General features: G+C 50.4%; 16 protein-coding genes and 4 pseudogenes. 7 read left to right on the forward strand and 13 right to left on the reverse strand.

Going from position 1 to position 15,953, the window contains the following annotated elements; genetic code table 11:
* Positions 1–243 precede the first annotated feature (243 nt).
* From AC6I8A_RS23795 to AC6I8A_RS23830, 8 genes and pseudogenes are all read right to left on the reverse strand, one after another.
* A complete protein-coding gene (locus AC6I8A_RS23795; protein ID WP_497819393.1) occupies positions 244–678 on the reverse strand; it encodes a hypothetical protein in 435 nt (144 codons plus the stop codon).
* Between the two features lie 1,030 nt (positions 679–1,708).
* Entirely contained in the window at positions 1,709–1,993 is a 285-nt protein-coding gene (locus tag AC6I8A_RS23800) for a hypothetical protein (protein ID WP_497819394.1), read from the reverse strand.
* 186 nt (positions 1,994–2,179) lie between these two features.
* Entirely contained in the window at positions 2,180–2,407 is a 228-nt protein-coding gene (locus AC6I8A_RS23805) for a hypothetical protein (protein ID WP_497819484.1), read from the reverse strand.
* A 341-nt stretch (positions 2,408–2,748) separates the two neighbouring features.
* Positions 2,749–3,930, reverse strand: a complete 1,182-nt coding sequence (locus tag AC6I8A_RS23810) for a fimbrial protein (RefSeq protein WP_497819395.1) — start codon at positions 3,928–3,930, stop codon at positions 2,749–2,751.
* 25 nt (positions 3,931–3,955) lie between these two features.
* Complete coding sequence (locus tag AC6I8A_RS23815; protein ID WP_497819396.1) at positions 3,956–4,627, reverse strand: DinB/UmuC family translesion DNA polymerase; 672 nt, start codon at positions 4,625–4,627, stop codon at positions 3,956–3,958.
* An 83-nt stretch (positions 4,628–4,710) separates the two neighbouring features.
* On the reverse strand, positions 4,711–5,121 hold the full coding sequence (locus AC6I8A_RS23820) for a Y-family DNA polymerase (protein ID WP_497819397.1): 411 nt from the start codon (positions 5,119–5,121) through the stop codon (positions 4,711–4,713).
* Between the two features lie 2 nt (positions 5,122–5,123).
* On the reverse strand, positions 5,124–5,501 hold the full coding sequence (locus AC6I8A_RS23825) for a S24 family peptidase (RefSeq protein ID WP_497819398.1): 378 nt from the start codon (positions 5,499–5,501) through the stop codon (positions 5,124–5,126).
* A gap of 319 nt (positions 5,502–5,820) precedes the next feature.
* Positions 5,821–7,044 (reverse strand): annotated as a pseudogene (locus AC6I8A_RS23830) (DUF4158 domain-containing protein); the annotation flags it as partial.
* A 110-nt stretch (positions 7,045–7,154) separates the two neighbouring features.
* Between AC6I8A_RS23830 and AC6I8A_RS23835 the strand changes: the two are divergent.
* Positions 7,155–7,796, forward strand: a complete 642-nt coding sequence (locus tag AC6I8A_RS23835; protein WP_497819399.1) for a recombinase family protein — start codon at positions 7,155–7,157, stop codon at positions 7,794–7,796.
* Positions 7,797–8,024: 228 nt separating this feature from the next.
* Here the strand turns inward: AC6I8A_RS23835 and AC6I8A_RS23840 are convergent, their stop codons facing one another.
* Positions 8,025–8,984: an alpha/beta hydrolase gene (locus AC6I8A_RS23840; protein ID WP_497819400.1), complete on the reverse strand. Its 960-nt coding sequence runs from the start codon at positions 8,982–8,984 to the stop codon at positions 8,025–8,027.
* Positions 8,985–9,224: 240 nt separating this feature from the next.
* Positions 9,225–10,151 carry an alpha/beta hydrolase gene (locus tag AC6I8A_RS23845; protein ID WP_497819401.1) on the reverse strand — a complete coding sequence of 309 codons (927 nt, stop codon included), beginning with the start codon at positions 10,149–10,151 and terminating at the stop codon, positions 9,225–9,227.
* Between the two features lie 230 nt (positions 10,152–10,381).
* Here AC6I8A_RS23845 and AC6I8A_RS23850 point away from each other — a divergent pair.
* From AC6I8A_RS23850 to AC6I8A_RS23865, 4 genes and pseudogenes are all read left to right on the forward strand, one after another.
* Positions 10,382–10,586 (forward strand): annotated as a pseudogene (locus AC6I8A_RS23850) (IS1 family transposase); the annotation flags it as partial.
* A gap of 66 nt (positions 10,587–10,652) precedes the next feature.
* Positions 10,653–11,198, forward strand: coding sequence for a hypothetical protein (locus tag AC6I8A_RS23855; protein WP_497819402.1), 546 nt, complete (start codon positions 10,653–10,655; stop codon positions 11,196–11,198).
* A 104-nt stretch (positions 11,199–11,302) separates the two neighbouring features.
* Positions 11,303–11,536, forward strand: coding sequence for a YgdI/YgdR family lipoprotein (locus AC6I8A_RS23860; RefSeq protein WP_497819403.1), 234 nt, complete (start codon positions 11,303–11,305; stop codon positions 11,534–11,536).
* Between the two features lie 308 nt (positions 11,537–11,844).
* Positions 11,845–12,245 (forward strand): annotated as a pseudogene (locus AC6I8A_RS23865) (IS1 family transposase); the annotation flags it as partial.
* 148 nt (positions 12,246–12,393) lie between these two features.
* On the opposite strand, the gene AC6I8A_RS23870 reads toward AC6I8A_RS23865, so the two are convergent.
* The 3 genes and pseudogenes from AC6I8A_RS23870 to AC6I8A_RS23880 form a co-directional block, all read right to left on the reverse strand.
* Positions 12,394–12,939: a YfaZ family outer membrane protein gene (locus tag AC6I8A_RS23870; protein ID WP_497819404.1), complete on the reverse strand. Its 546-nt coding sequence runs from the start codon at positions 12,937–12,939 to the stop codon at positions 12,394–12,396.
* Between the two features lie 35 nt (positions 12,940–12,974).
* Positions 12,975–13,334, reverse strand: a pseudogene (locus tag AC6I8A_RS23875) (MipA/OmpV family protein); the annotation flags it as partial.
* 42 nt (positions 13,335–13,376) lie between these two features.
* A complete protein-coding gene (locus tag AC6I8A_RS23880; protein WP_497819405.1) occupies positions 13,377–13,739 on the reverse strand; it encodes a hypothetical protein in 363 nt (120 codons plus the stop codon).
* 120 nt (positions 13,740–13,859) lie between these two features.
* Here AC6I8A_RS23880 and AC6I8A_RS23885 point away from each other — a divergent pair, with 120 nt between their 5' ends.
* The gene (locus AC6I8A_RS23885; protein ID WP_497819406.1) at positions 13,860–14,546 is read left to right on the forward strand and encodes a response regulator; all 687 of its coding nucleotides are present in this window, start codon (positions 13,860–13,862) and stop codon (positions 14,544–14,546) included.
* Positions 14,533–15,906, forward strand: a complete 1,374-nt coding sequence (locus AC6I8A_RS23890) for a sensor histidine kinase (protein ID WP_497819407.1) — start codon at positions 14,533–14,535, stop codon at positions 15,904–15,906. Before AC6I8A_RS23885 ends, AC6I8A_RS23890 begins: the two co-directional genes overlap by 14 nt.
* Positions 15,907–15,953: the final 47 nt, after the last annotated feature.

Raw genomic sequence — 15,953 nt, forward strand, 5'->3', positions numbered from 1 at the left:
GAACGGCGCGTTACATCCTCTCCGTGAAGTTGTTCTGCACCCGCGTCGTTCCGCGCCGCATTGGCTTCGAACCCCCATCCCTGTGTGAATCGACAAGGCCGGTGGTTCTTCAGCAAGCGTCCAGCCGCTGGTTAAGCGGGCGCGCTGGCGGAATGCATATGCGTGCCGCTTTTAACCCTTTAACTGCGGGTCGGCTGCCAAATCAGCCGGGGGCTGTGCTGATTTGGCATCCCTGAATCATCATCACTGTACACGCCTGCCTGCATCGGTTATTTTGCACACGGCCCTCATAGATAAGCAGGTAACTTCATGCGTCAGAACGGACTCCCACCAGACAAATCTATCGGGCTGACGGGCTATTTCAGCCAGGTAACGCATCCCCGTCAGATTAAGCTGCTGGGCATGATCACCGTCGATATCATCAGACAGGAGCGCCGGGTAACGCGAACAGCGCTGTGCCTCAAGCTCGTAGGCCGGCTTGAGGCCACCGATGATGAAGATGAAGCCGCGCACATCACGGCCCTGATAAAAATCCTTTTCAATCGCTGAGCAGAAAGAGAAATAGCGCAGAGTAACAGGCCGTGGGAGCATACCGTCCACCGGTAACAGTTCTGAGCCTGACAACGTGATGCAGGCGTATTTCCCGATACCGAACCTGCCCTTTATTTCTGGCTTCACGTAAATGATACTCCTGCCCCGCTTCTCCCGACGCCTGACACTGCTCAGTCGCTGATGCGGACCGCGTTATACGACTGCAGCCCGGCATTAATGTCTGGCAAGACCGTGACAGGATATATTTTTCTGATACTGACCACTGACGCGGAATATAAATGCTGACTCTGAGATGCGGTTATCTCATCCTGATGCGATAACATTACTGGCGGAATATATCATGCAAAAAAATAAGAGATCCTGAAGTTTCAAAATTAGATAATACATAAAGAAGGTCAGCATATTAATAAAGTTCAACTGACCTCTTCACTTTCATTGATAGGATTAACAAATCCCAACATTTAAATGCGCAGCCTGTTATTTGTTATAATTTAATTGCTTAGGAAAAACCCGCACACCATTATTTAATGGAGGTCTCAGCGTGTTATACAGTGAAGGTATGACTAACCACGCCATTATTGGTGAAGCCGCAGTAAATCTTGCCGTTCGCAAACAGGATATTACCTTAGATACCCTGACGCGCGAACTCAGCAGCATGTTGCAGTCAGAAAGTCTCCCGGAACGTGTTCGAATGTTGCGCGCAGCCATTGGGTAGCTTAAAGACATTCGCCCGCTCAGCAAACGTGATGCGGAAATGCCGCGCTGGATGAGCGCTTCCCCCGGAAATATTGCCCCGGGCAGTGACAGCATCATCCGGCTGCGCCCGGATGACAATGAAAACGATCCAGGGTAGTCGCCCTGGCGGAGTGGGTCATAAACCATGCCCCTGACGCCGGTGTTGCGCGTACGCGTATGCCTCACGGACTCTCAGCTCATGGCGAGGGGGTTTCGCTACCGTATGATCGCTGCTGCGGGTCAGGCAAGAGAATGCATCTCTCCCTCCGGATTAACGCTCACCGCCAGCGGCGATACTATTATTACAAAAAGGCTACAGGCAAAGGGAGGGTTGTGCAGCGAGGCCCTCAGCACACGACTGCTCTGAAGGTTCATAGCCCCCGGACATAATGCCCGCAGCGAAGGCTTTCTGAATTTGCGATCAGTTGAGCTTACGGGCGAGCCGCCGTATTGCCTGCTCGCAGGCGTCGCGCACTGCAGATTCGGGGCTGCCCTGCTGCAGCCGCCACAGGCTAGCGATGAGTTCATGAACGTGAAGTTTCTCTCCCGGACGAAGCAGCTCTTTCACCACCCTGCCCAGTACCTCATTGACCAGCTCTGATCCGGCTTTCTCTTCGTTTATCGGATACGCTCCGCTTATTGGGGATATGTACAGTATATCGCTATCAGCTCCTGGCTTAAAGCTATCCCTTTTCTCTTTTCTCACGGGGAGCAGTCCTCGCCTGAGCAGGGGTATGCGACGTTAAACATTTCTGCGGGGAGGCTTAATGGTCAAACGATGGCTGAGGAGAGTGTCGTCCCTGACAGGTTCTCCGGCCGGTACACGCTCTCGCGCGACCGATGAGGTCATCTTCGTCGTATTCCGGCCGGAGCCGAACTACGTCCTTTGGCGTCAGTTCTTCTCGTCGTTAAGGCCTGCCAGAGTGCGCAGGTACGGTACGTGCCTGACGGCCTGCTCCGGTGTCTCAAAACTTTTCAGCCAGCATCTGGCTTCTGAGATCATGGAGAGCCGGTCATCGCTGCCGCCGGCGTTCATCATGTTCCCGAGTTCGTTAATAAGCGAAAGCACGCTTATTTCCTTTTCGCTCAGCGCCAGACTTAGCGCCGCTTCGCCAATGATGACATGCCCTTTCTCGTCGTGTTAAATAGACAATATTACTTCCTCCATTTCACGTAGATGACAGCCTCAGGTCACACTGTAAACCTCACGGCGGAATCTGCCGGGGTAAAAGTCTGAAATGCTGGTGATTCAGAAAAAATGCACGGCACATGAAGTTTCCTGAGGACCGTTCTGACTGGATACGTTCTTTGCGACATAATTCCGGGCTTTTCGGAACCGCTCTGATCGCTGGTCGTGGTATCTCGCCTATTGCAGTCACGTTACCCCGTTACTTCTATACCTCACAGTGTCTACCAGTGTGTTGCCTTTGCAGGCAGCCCAAAACATCATCGTTGTGAAAATTAGTAATAGTTAATTGTGAACACAGCTTTGCTGTTAGCTTTGCCGGGAGTTACCCGGGTCTCGGTCTGGTAATAGCGAGCCTGCATCGGGATGGTGTGCGTACCCCGTGTTCCGCTGTCTACCGTAGTCTGATAAATATTATTCAGATTGAACGGAACAGGTGAAGGAGCAGAGGCATCGCCGGTTGCCAGCTGAATACCAATACCCCTGGCGCTGTCAGCTGCACCATCAAGTTTAATAATCCCCTGCAGCGCATCAATGGCGCCAAAGGTGGGCGAAATGTTCATCGCGAAGCGGTTCAGCCCACGAAGGCCCGGCGTAATGGCCTCGCCCACAACGTACCCTGGTGAATTATTCGCATCCGTGTAAGAGCCATAAAAAGCCGGGCAGTTCGTCAGCGTAATGTTAAAGGGCTTCCACGGGGTGGTTTTTACGCTTCCGTTGAAATATTTGTCCGTGCTGTAGCTGCCCATCGGCACCGTTACGTCAGGTGTTTTACAGGTTCCTGCGATGACGTTGATTGATCCGCTGAAATTTTCCCGGTACGTCTCTCTTGGCAATCCCGTCACGCTTCTTGAGCCTTTCACGTCAAGAATAACCGTCGGCAATTGGGAACCGTTTATACGACCGCCGGCAATCGGGCCGGTCTTGACGAAAACCAGTGAAAAGCTGTTGCGGATCAGCGTTGGATTCGCGCCGAACTGGGTTGACGGATAGGACCACTTAAACATGGACGACAGGCCCAGCGGCTGGCCCACACTTGCTGCATTACCATCTTCGTTGATCACGGCCACACCAATACCCTGTACAGTTGTCTGGTAAAGCATGCCCGCGTACTTTCCGCCCCATCCGGGTACCAGCCCGGGAGTACTCGTAACGCGAACGTATTGCTCAATGTCAAAGGGCAATGTCTGGTCGGTCGTGTGACAGATTAGCTGGGGCGTCATGCCACCAGTTGTGGTGAGTCGCTGTCGATGAATTATGGAATCTACCGGCACGTCGGCGCCCACAGTAATATTTGGTGTGGTCAGGGGGATGGTATAAACCAGTGCACCCCGGCCCGTTGCAAAATCGCAGTCGTCAGCATAAGCCGCGTTTGCGAACAGCCCGAAAGACAGTGCGAAACCGCAATATATAACGTTAGTTTTAATTCTGTTTTTGAATTTTTGAGTAGATTTCATTTTTCAGTTTCTCCCGGCCATCCGTTTAACGGGTACAGACGCGTGTCATTTCGTTAAGGGTGCCCGGCTTTTTGCCTTTACTGGCCGGAATACGATACTGCAGCGTGCATTTACCCTGATCACCTTCAGCCCAGCTCACCGTCAGGCTGCCACTTTCCTCTTTCACGCGTGCATAGCCTTCCCGCCAGATAGTGCTTAGTCCACTGAGAGCTAATTCAATAATATCGCGCGTGTCATTCGTGGGATAATCGCTGATGCGGGAGGCTGTGTTGGAATACTGAGGCTCACTTCCGTGACGCCCGGTTGCGATCGACACGCTGATATGCCGGCAGTGGGACTGCTGCTCCCTGAGCTTTTCTGCTGCGCGGGTGGCATAAAGCACAACAGCCTGCTGCATATCCTCGAGTTGAGTAACGCGCTGGCCAAACGATCGGGAGTTGACGATCTGCTGTTTAGGTGGCGGTGCATCCTCAAGGGCAAGGCACGACTCACCGTTAAGCTCCCGCACGGTGCGCTCAACGATAACGTCAAAGTTTTTACGTATCATACTGACGTTGCTGTCGGCCAGCTGCAGGCCAGTGTTGATGCCCAGCTGGTTCAGCCGGACGCTGATGCGTCGTCCGATGCCCCAGATGTCGCTGGCGTCGATCAGCTGCAGCAGCTTCCGCTGCCGGATCCGATCGGAGAGGTCTACCACGCCGTTTGTCTGCGTCCACTTCTTCGCCGCGTAGTTGGCGAGTTTGGCCAGCGTTTTAGTCGGCCCAAAGCCAACGCCGATAATCAGCCCGGTTTCCTGCCGGTTTCCTGCCGGATGCGCGCGCGCATCTGCTGCCCGAACGTCTCCAGCGGAATGAGGCTGCCAATGCCGGTGACGTCAAGAAAGCTTTCGTCAATGGAGTAGACTTCCTGCCCGGCCGCCATCTCCCCCAGTATGGCCATCATCCGCGCCGACATGTCGCCGTACAGCTCATAGTTGGAGCTGAACACCTGCACGCCATTCTCACGAAAGAAGCGTTCGTTCTGGAACAGTGGAGCGGCCATTTTAATGCCCATGCGCTTGGCCTCTGCCGAACGTGCGATAACGCAGCCGTCGTTGTTGGATACCACCACGACAGGCCGGCCCCGGATGTCGGGCCTGAATATGGTTTCACAGGAAGCGTAAAAGTTGTTGGCATCGGCCAGAGCAAACATGGTCACTCTCCCGCCGGTTCGCTGAATCCCTGGCCGGCCACATCGGTGAGGGAATAGGCCACCACGCCCCAGACGGGCAGCGGCTGGCTCACATCGATAAGCGTGACGGTTTCATCCGCATCCGGCGCCTGCAGGGCGGGGATAGGCTTGAGCAGCAGACGCCGCAGCGTCAGCTCGCCTTCCACCTCGGCAACAATGAGCTGGCCATGCGTTGCGGTCAACGCGCGATCGATGGCCAGCACTGAACCTTTCACGATGCCGGCGTCAGGGAAATCGCTGTTGCTGCGCATCAGATAGGTGGAATAAGGAGAGAGGCTGACGAGGTCACCCAGGTTCAGGCGTGTCTCTCTGAAATTCTGGGCCGGGCTCTGAAAGGCCATTGACAGCCTCCGTTATGACAGCAGGTAAGCACGGTATAAGGAACATGCATAGTTTAACCGGCTTTAGTGTCGGCAGCGTGTCACATGCGTGCCCTGCAGTACCGTACGCGCCCGATTATCCACTGTAACCAGGGATGAGAGGCCGGGCGCTAGGCAGCATCTGTGTACAACTCGTGCAGGCCGGATGACATCTCTGATATCAGTATAAGCCGCTATCCTAACAGCAACAGTGGGAGGCCACCCTGTGTGGAAGATTTGCGCAGTACAGCAGCCGTGATGAGTGTTTTGACGCGCTCGGCCTGAACCGGATGAGATAACCCATGGCCCCGAACCTCTCAGTAATAACTTGCAGCTGGTCAAAATTATTTTTTCTGGCGAGATGGCGTGTTTCCTCCAGACTGGCGACAAATTCAGGCTACGGGAGTATGTTTTCTATTGCGAGCCATGGATCACCACCGGAATCACGGGCATCAGACAGCGCCTGACCGACATCGATGTACTGCCTCAGTTTTGACTGGATCAGCTTTCCGGTTTGCTGAAGGCGCTCAGCCTGGATTCTTTTGGCTTTGCTGAAAAGACTGTTCAGCATGCGCTCATGCAGCTCAATCACTTCGTCTGTCAGTGTGGCTCTGGCTTCTTCCAGTACGCACACCAGGATTGCATGACGCCGGGCTGCTGAAAATCGGGTCAAATCCCGGCTGCTCATCTTTCGGCCTTCCCGCGCCAGTTTCAGCAACCGGTTCTGGTGAATGGTACGATCTATACCTTCCGGTAATGCCAGCGATTCAATGCTACTGAGCCGATCAAGATGTTGCAGCACGTTCTTACCATTGATTTTACCCGGCGGTTGCAGAAGCCATGTCAGCCTAGAAGACTGATTATCTGATGACTCAAGTAAACGATCCAGGGCATCCCTGTGAGCCGGAGTTAACGGGGCATTCAGGGTCTGAAATACGATTTTATCGCCGCCAGCCATGGCCTCTGCACAGGTACGCTACACGACATCAATCGCGGGGATTATCACGTTGTTCTGCCGGAGATAGATTAGTAACTCTTCGGCCAGGAGAATACCTTTATCGGTGCGCGTCGCCATCGACAGCAGGTGTGTAATACGGTCCTGCTGTATTTTTCCGGCGAACGCCTTTACGCCAAGATAGCGATACAGTTCGGTTAAATGCTCGCGCCGGGTGGTATCTCTGCCGGAAAGGTAAGCTGGCCAGAGATCCCCGGTGAGTTTTAGCCTGCTGGCGATATGCTTCAGCAGCGCATCAGAGGGTGAAATTTTTTTATCCGGGGCAAAGCCGACATTTTTCAGATAGCAAAGCAGGACGGCAAAACCAAAACGGCTGGCGGGTTTACGGTGAGCACTGATAAGCGCCAAATCATGTTCACTGAAATAGGCCATTCGGGTCAGCGTTAACTCATCGTCCGGTAATGCCAGTAATGATTCCCTTTCCGACAGAGAAAGAATCTGCCTCCTTGCTATATAGTTTCCCTCATAAATTATTGGATGCGGTATTTTTAACCAAAATGGTTTTCGCATAAGGGTACACCCTGACGCCATAACCAAAACGTGGCGGCACACCATGAATGACATAACCTATATACGATAGATTAAATGCAATAACCTATATGCGATAATACGGTGAAAAAATGTTCATCAGAGCTTATTTACGGGCATCAACAGAAGATCAGTTCGCCGATCGAGCAAAAGAAATGCTGGAGCAGTTCATTCAGGAGCGGGGGCATAAAATAGCCAGTTATTTCCGGGAAAATATCAGCGGGACAAAGCTTGACCGTCCGGAACTGGGACGCTTACTGCTGGACAGTCACCGCAATGATATTTTGCTGGTCGAGCAGATAGACCGCCTGACCCGTTTGAGTAACAGCGACTGGATGACGCTGAAGAGGAAGATCGGACAACACGAGCTGCGAATTGTCAGCCCGGATGTGCCTACCTCATGGCAGGCACTTTCAGATAAAGACTCTTCGCAGGCTGACCCGATCACCCGTGCCGTGATAGCCGCAATCAATAACATGCTTATCGACCTGATGGCCGCAATGTCGCATAAGGACTGGCTGAGCCGCCGCCAGCGGCAGAAGCAGGGAATTGAACGGGCACATACTCTGGGGAAATACCGGGGTAAACAGGCCGATCGGGAGCGACATCAGAAAGTCCTGTACTACCGACAGGTAAAGAAACTGAGTATCCAGGAAACGGCAGTTGCTACGGGCTACAGTGCGTCACAGGTTTGTCGGATACAATCGTTTTATAAAAATAATGAGCCTACCTGAAAACCTGGGATAGCGGTGATTATGATTATTCGTGCTCATGGCTAGCTGTTAGACATTTTACTGGGTAGTCGCCTGAAGAAGTCCGCGATGTGCCAGAAGCGGACATCGCATCATCATATTGCGCGGAAACACACTCAATTGCGATTATATAGCCTGTTCAAAAAACAGGCTTTCCTTACTATAATTATCTGTATAAAAACTGCTCCCGTAAAGACCTCATGGACGGTCTTAATCAAGCGAAAGGTATTGGTCAAGATAGGCATCTATCTTGGCGCCAAAAGCCTTGGACATACCTGAATCCCGATTGAGTCCATGCCCGGAGTTAGGGAATACGAACACGTCGTGCGGCACGCCTTGTGCCTGAAGTGCCTGCAAAAGCCCTTTGCTGGCCAAGAAGGGCGCAACCTTGTCCAGTGCGCCGTAGGCAAGCAGTGTAGGCGGTGCGGCAGATGTGAGCAATGCCGTGGGGGTGATGGGTTTGAGCACATTTTGGAACTCGCCTGAACGCATCATCTGGGCCGTGACCCGCTCACCGGTCATGACCGACACAAAATCAGCACCCGCCGCCGCCGCCGTATTGGATGCGAAATCATCCTCAAGCCCAAACCATGCCCGCGGATCAAATGCCGCCGGCCCGACCATCGATATCACCGCTTTGACCGGCACCGGTGCCTGCACGGCATCTCGGTAGGCATAGATCATCGCCAGCGTACCGCCAGCCGAGCCGCCGGCGACGGCCATGGCATCGACCTCATAGCCCCGAACTCTGGCCTCCTTCACTATTGCAGTGACACCCTGCCTGATCTCCTCGGACATAGTCTTGACATTGACTTTGTTGGACCCATTGCTCAGCGAATAATTGATGGTGGCCGCTACATAACCTTTGGCAGCGAAATACTTGGCTATATTATCGTCATCAACCTTGTCGCCTCCTGTAAAGCCTCCGGCATGAATATAGACCACCAACTTCGTGGCGCGATCCCGATTGACGGGAAAGTACAGATCGAACTTATTCAACGGACCGCTTCCGTAGGCGATGTCCTTTTCAATGGAACCCATGGACTCATTCCAGTCGACTTTGCTAAATCCTCCGAACTCACCTCCGGACATAGCTGTCAACACAACGCCGAGACTAAAAGACAACAGAAATATTAGAAGGTAAAGCATCACCCAAATGCTTTTTTTCATCCGAACATCCTTCCACCCAGCAGGTAATCAAGCGCAAAATTAAAGCTCAACCACCCTGTGGTCATCCCCGCAGCAATAAGCATGCAGATGATCGTGGCACGTTTCTGTCGATGGGTCATACAGTTTCCATATCAGTTTTAAATTGATTCTCTGGCCGAAGTACTTGGGCAAAGCTGTTTGCCTATTTCGCGGCAAAACATCTCAAGTTGCCTCCCTTAAGTCTCTGGCACGGTCCTGGCCTCACTTGATGCGTACATCCTGCCAGTTGCGTGTATTGGTGCGCAGCTCCGGGTTGGTACCGGCGAACACCCCGGCGGCTTGTGAATCATTGAGCAGCGTGTAGCGGAACCATGCCGTCATATATCCATCAGCGTTGACCAGCATCGCCCCATGCTCAGTATTTTTCCGGCGCGCCAGAGCAGTTGTACCGTTATCTCTGAGACTATCAAAAGTTGCCAGCATGGAATCCAGGGGAGAAATGGATTCACTGTCCGAGCTCCCGGTCCCCGCAACGATGAAGACCGGAATTGTGATTTTACCGGTGTCATATCGCCAGGAATCCCACTTCAAGTTTTCGATCACCTTTGGTGCAGTCATACTTGCAAGGTAAGCCGAAGAAAAAAATCTGCCATTTTTACTGCTCGTGATCGCGTTGACAGCACCCACTGCGCCCTGGGAGTGACCCGATACGCCAATTTTCTTGAAATTAACTTTGTTCTGGAAGATGCCTGGCTGCGAATTCAAAGCTTGCAGCTTATCCACCATCAGGGAGACGGTTTGGCCCGTGGCGGTGCTGTCCACATCATCGCCAATGACAATGAAGCCCCAGGAAGCCAGATGCTGAAAGGTTGCCTCATAGTCGGGGAACCGTATACCGGATCCGTTCGACATAACCACAGCAGGAAACGCAGAGTTTGTGTTCTTCAGCGTGACAGGGTACCAAATCTTATAATTATGACCGGACTCGTTGAATTCGTACGACGCAACTTCGCTGTCGCCATAGTTGATATATCGCTGCTCAAGCGCACCACCGGCTTCAACACTTTTGTAATAATCAGGCTGTATGCGCATTGCTCTCTTTAGTGCGTCCCCTAATCCGCTGCATCCCACTAGAAAAGTGGCGGCAACTGAAAATATTCCGACAGCTAAAAACAATTTATTTTTCACTTTACCTTCCTGTCAAACAGATTCCAGATATACGTCACATGCGCTGAAATCCGACTGCAGGCATGATGGTACAAAGAAGATGGAAACGAAATATTAAGTTAAAAGGTTACATTTTGGCAATGCAACCAACTTACCGATTTAATGTTTGGTAGTGCTTTTGATATGCTCTTGTCACTTCCGTCCCAGTCTGTTGTCCCTCCTGTTCCGTTACTTAAGCCTTGGTGCGCAACGGCAAGTTGCACGTTATCAACAAGCGGTTTATGCAGCAAATAGAACGGCGTAACGCGAATGCTGAGGCAGCATCTGGCAAGGATGGGCAGGAAGTCGCTGTCGTTCTCAACATCGGCAGAACTGCATGACAACTTCAATGTGAATCATCCGAAAATAAAACACTATCAGTTAGTTAGTAGCATTACCCCTCTCATTTTCATATAATTCTCATTGCCAGCCCCCCAAAAAAAATTAAAATCAGTATTCGAATTGAAATAATGGAATGTCAAAATGAGCGGAACTTTTAAAGTAAATGAAACCACCTTATTAACCTCTTTACTATTTAGCTTCTGTTCTGTCGGAAGTGCTTTCGCAGCTAACACCGCCACCTTCCCTTTCACTACTGACCAATTTGTAAACAGCCAAAACAAATTGTATAACGAAAAAAATATTGATTTTAAAGCAATAGTGAAGTCCAAAGATGGAAATGTTGCAAATGTCATTACGACATCGGATGAAGCAAAAAATAAAACTGGCGTTAACCTCATTAGCCAGAAAATAAAAAGCGATGCTAACAATAATAAAGTAGAATCCGCTATTATGCAGATAAAGTATGAGGACACGGGACTCTACAAACTTTACACGGCAGTTACGTTCTCTGCCTTTGTTATAGCAGTTGAGCAATCTAGCAGTGATAATGCAAAGCTTCCTGTGTTCGGTGACTGGGACATTTCCAAGCAGTCTAATACTGACAAGACGGTAATTCAAAACAATGTATCATACCACCTGATTCAAAATGGAAATGATGTCACAATAGAAGCATCTCCTGTTAAGTAAGCAGGTAGGGCTGCGATAGCAGTCCTACCCAGAAAAAACTCTGAGCCTCATCTGTTTAATATAAAGAAACCGTCCATAATGAGATTATTAATAGGATTATTTTTATGAAGTATCGAAATTCACTTTTTTTATTACTTCCAGTTCTAGCCATCTTAATGATCACTGGATGCTCTTCAAATCAATCCATCAAAACAACGCATGGACGAACAATTGTGACATCAGGCAAACCTGAAATTGACAGCGATACAGGTTTTATATCTTACAAGGATGCTCAAACTGGCGAAACAGTGCTAATAAATAGAAACGAAATAGTTAACATGAGCGAACTTAACAACTAGCAATCATGTTTTAACTGAACAATCCAAAAGCTGACCTGGCGGTATAGATGGGTATAATGACTGAGTAGCTGTGACAGCCGTCATGTCAGCTGTATAGGGCACGATCATGCCGGGGCGTGGTCATTCCACTATAACAGGTAATCTTGCGGAAGTTATATGTTAAACGAAACTAGGGCTATCAAAGTTGTGGCAATTAACTTCCGTTCCTCGCTCAAAGCTGCCCGTTAAGGCGGTTAAGCTTTAACATAGCTCAGAGGTACAAAAAACAACCTTAACGTACAATAATTTTTGATATCCAAACTGACCCCAGTGATGTCATTGTCTGCGCTGAAATGGGCGAGCAGTGGGGCTACGTCGGGGCTAAATCACGCCAGCGCTGGCTGTTCTACGCGTATGACAGGATACGCAGGACGGTTGTACTCACGTCTTTGGTGAGCGCACCATGGACACGCTGGAGCGTCTTCTTAGCCTGCTGTCTGCCTTTGAAGTGGTGGTGTGGATGACGGATGGCTGGCCGCTATATGAATCACGCCTGAAGGGAAAGCTGCACGTTATCAGCAAGCGATATACGCAGCGCATTGAACGGCATAACCTGAATCTGGGGCAGCATCTGGCAAGGCTGGGCAGGAAGTCATTATCGTTCTCAAAATCGGTGGAACTGCATGACAAAGTCATCGGGCATTATCTGAACATAAAATACTATCAGTAAACTGGAGTCGCTACCGCCATGGTCTACTGCACCAGTCTTGTCGGGATGACGTGGCGAGGCAATGTCAGACTAAAATTCCTGAACGAAAACGCTCTTTCACAGCACGTAAAAGAGCGAAATTTAAGATGAAGGTTTTACTCAGAAGCCATCAGAAGTGCACTGAAGCACCAATGTATGGACCATCAGCAAGGACGTTGTCCTTACGCCCGTCTTTTCCGTTGACCGCGATATATTTATAACCAAGGCGAACGTCAATCAGCGATATTGGACGCAGACTCACGCCAGCGGAAGCCTGCTGGAAGCCGTCGGTGTGTTCAGACATGGATTCTGGTGACCAGTAATACTGGCCGTAAAGGCGAAATGCCGGTGACAGGGAAACCAGCGCTTCACCGCCAAATGCAAAAGCATAACCGTCATGGCTATCTTTTGGATTTGTAAATAATACTTTGGCACCAGGTGAAATCATAAATGACTCGTTAGCAATGCCATAATTCAGTCCAAGGTTAGCAAACTCACCGTCGTGATCGCTTTTCAGCCATTCTCCGCTGACAGCAAGCCCCGGAGTATCAGTGCCGAGGCCGGCGCGGAGTTGAGTAAACTTCTCACCAGCATCTACGCTTCCTTCAATAGCGGATGCAGAATAACTGATGGCAGAAAGTGCCGCTGCGACAAACGCAATTTGTAATTTTTTCACATTGAGCTCCGTTATATTAACCACTGCTTAAAAAATCAAAACCGGTAACTTATTGACGCCAAAAATGAATACGTATAGCGATTATCAGCCATAGGACTATCGTAAACAGCATCAGCCAGTCTTGACACTTTGGCGCCACCGGAAACCTCCACGCTGCTTGTCAGCGGATATAAGGCGAGAAAACCCAGATAAGGCGAAAAGCCCGATCCGGCATGATATTCATTAATGCCGCTTTTGCGGGATTCAGCCTGTGTTACGCCAAAATAATTGTCGTTCAGGTCTGCGCTGTTATAGTCAGCACCAACCGATGGGATAAGCGTGGTCTGACCCATCTGGATCGGGTACCCATAGCTCGCACCCGCAGATATTCCCTCTTTATTGCCTGATATGCGCTGCCTGACAGAGACCGCCGTGCTGCCCCATCCGGCCTTATGCGTCTAGCCAAAACCTGCCATTGCGGACATTTTCCGTTCGTTAAGAGCGCGCAGCGCGCGGGTGTCTGCATCAGAAGGTTTAAAGCGCAGCGGCAGGAGAGATGCTGAAAATGTTAATTCATCATTTTTAGAGTGAAATAACCTGAAACCGGCCTCTCCCCCCCGGATAAAGACCAGTTGCCCTTCATATACGATTAAGGGAAACGGAAGCGGCAGCACCTTACTTGAATTGTCGCGGTAAAGCCCTGAGCTCCAGGCCTGAATAATACCTGCACTGAAGCCGGATCCCGTTTCCCTGGGGGTGTCGGGAGAGGCAACTGCACTAACGGTGAAAAACGTCAGCGCAGGTAAGAGTAATAATTTCATTTGCTTAGTCCTGTCATTTTATCGGACTAAACCTTAAAGGATGAACCTTACCTCAACATTACGTCACGTGAGAGGGATATATGCTACTCTCCGCCTCAGAGTGACAGGTGAGACAAAGAAATGCGTGTGCTGATAGTCGAAGATGAACCCGAGCTGGTTTCCGCTCTTGTTAAATCATTTGAGAAAGAAGGTATGATCGCTGACGGCGTTGCGTCCATCAGTCAGGCAAAGGCAGTTCTGACAAACGATGCCTATGGACTGGTTTTGCTGGACAGGCAGCTGCCAGACGGAGACGGGGCATCACTCGTACCTTTGATACGTAGAGTTAATGCGGATATACCCGTGATAATTCTGACGGGAAAATCGGGCATAAATGACAGGATAAAAGGGCTTGATATGGGGGCCGATGACTATCTCATTAAGCCATTTTCCTTTGCGGAGCTAATGGCGCGCACACGTGCGATTGGCCGTCGTCCAGCCAAAGTGACGATCCCGAAAGTGCATATTGCCAACCTGACCTTTGACTTTAACAGCCGTGATGTACAGGTTGACGGTATATCCCTTACGCTGCCGCGCCGCCAGCTTCTCGTTCTGGAAGCCCTGTGTACACGTGCGCGCCGAACTGTATTACGTGAATGGATGGTGGAACGGGTTTACGGATTTAACGAAGACGTCCAGTCTAATTCTCTGGAATCGCATATCTCACGTCTGCGCCGTTCACTGGAATCGGCAGAGGCGCAGGTGACGATTCACGTCATCCGGGGCGTTGGCTATCTCCTGAAGGAGAGCGATAATGCTTCGTCATAAATTTTCCATCGCCTCAAAACTGTCATTGAGCATTGTACTGCTTCAGCTTCTTACGCTGTATGGTACGGTCGCCTATTTGATGTACGCCACCCTGAAAACGCAGAATACTCTGGACGGAATTATTCCTGATTCAGATGTACAGATTATTTCCGGTGCCGTGTCTTACGACAATAAAGGAAATATTCAGCTGGATAAAAACGACGCGGTAAAAAATCTTTTGTCCAGACCGGAAGCCTGGGTAGTCATAAAAGATAATGCTGGTCATGTTATCAGTGAAGGTAATATTCCAGATATATATCTGCCTGTGGTTAGTAACCTGAAGGATTTTACAACTGCAGAAATGAAAAGTTCACCTGAAGAAAGCCGGCTTTCGATGAAAATCGTGACACAGCACATTGACGGGAACCATGTGCAGCTCATTGTCGGAGGTATCCCAGTATATAATAAACTGGATGTATTTACCCTGATTGCACAGCTGGTAAGCCTGAAAATATTTCTGCCCATGGCTGTGACTACAATGGTCTTCACGCCGTTTATTACCCGCAGGATCCTTTCCGGCATTTCAAGCGCTGCTAAAGATGCCCGTCATATTAATGAAACCGATCGTAAAACACGGATCCGCGAATCGGGTATTCCCCGGGAAGTCATGCCTCTGGTTACGGCAGTGAATGACGCACTGCAGCGCCTCAGCGATGGTTATGATGAGCGCGACCGGTTTTTATCCAGCGCGGCGCATGAGCTCCGGGCACCCATAGCCATTATTGAGGCGCGTCTCAGCATTGTCTCAGACTCCAGAGCGCGAAGGATTCTGGAGAATGACGTGGCGAGGCTTTCAAACCTCGCAGAGTCACTTCTTGATTTGCAGAGGCTCAGTCAGGGATGTTCGAATTTCCAGACGTTAGATGTAAAAAAAATTCTTCGGCAGATTTTATCTGACTTTTCCCCACTGATCATTTCGGCAGGTTACGAAATTGAATTCATTGACAGTCACAAGCCGGTATTTATCCACGGAGACGGCGCGTCGCTCTCCCGGGCAATTATTAATATTCTGCAAAATGCTATGATTTACGGGGGCGGTAAGGGCCTGATTTCGGTGGTCCTTCACGATCAGGGGTTTATTACCATTCAGGATGAAGGACCCGGGATAGTCCCTGAAGAAAGAGGGCGCGTATTTGAACCCTTCCATCGCCTCAAACCCCGCTCGCAGGGCGCCGGGCTTGGCCTTCATCTCGTGCAAGAAATTATTCAGTTGCATCACGGAAGCGTTACGGCAGGGGAAGGAGACCGGGGGGGAGCCTTGTTTGAAATACGACTTCCTGTTATCAGCTCGTTCAGACCAGTCGTGCAGAAACCGGATTGAAACTGGGTCAGGAACCTGGTTCCGGTACCTTCACTTTATGCTGCATC

Source organism: Pantoea sp. X-Soil-ISGK-275 (assembly GCF_059730795.1).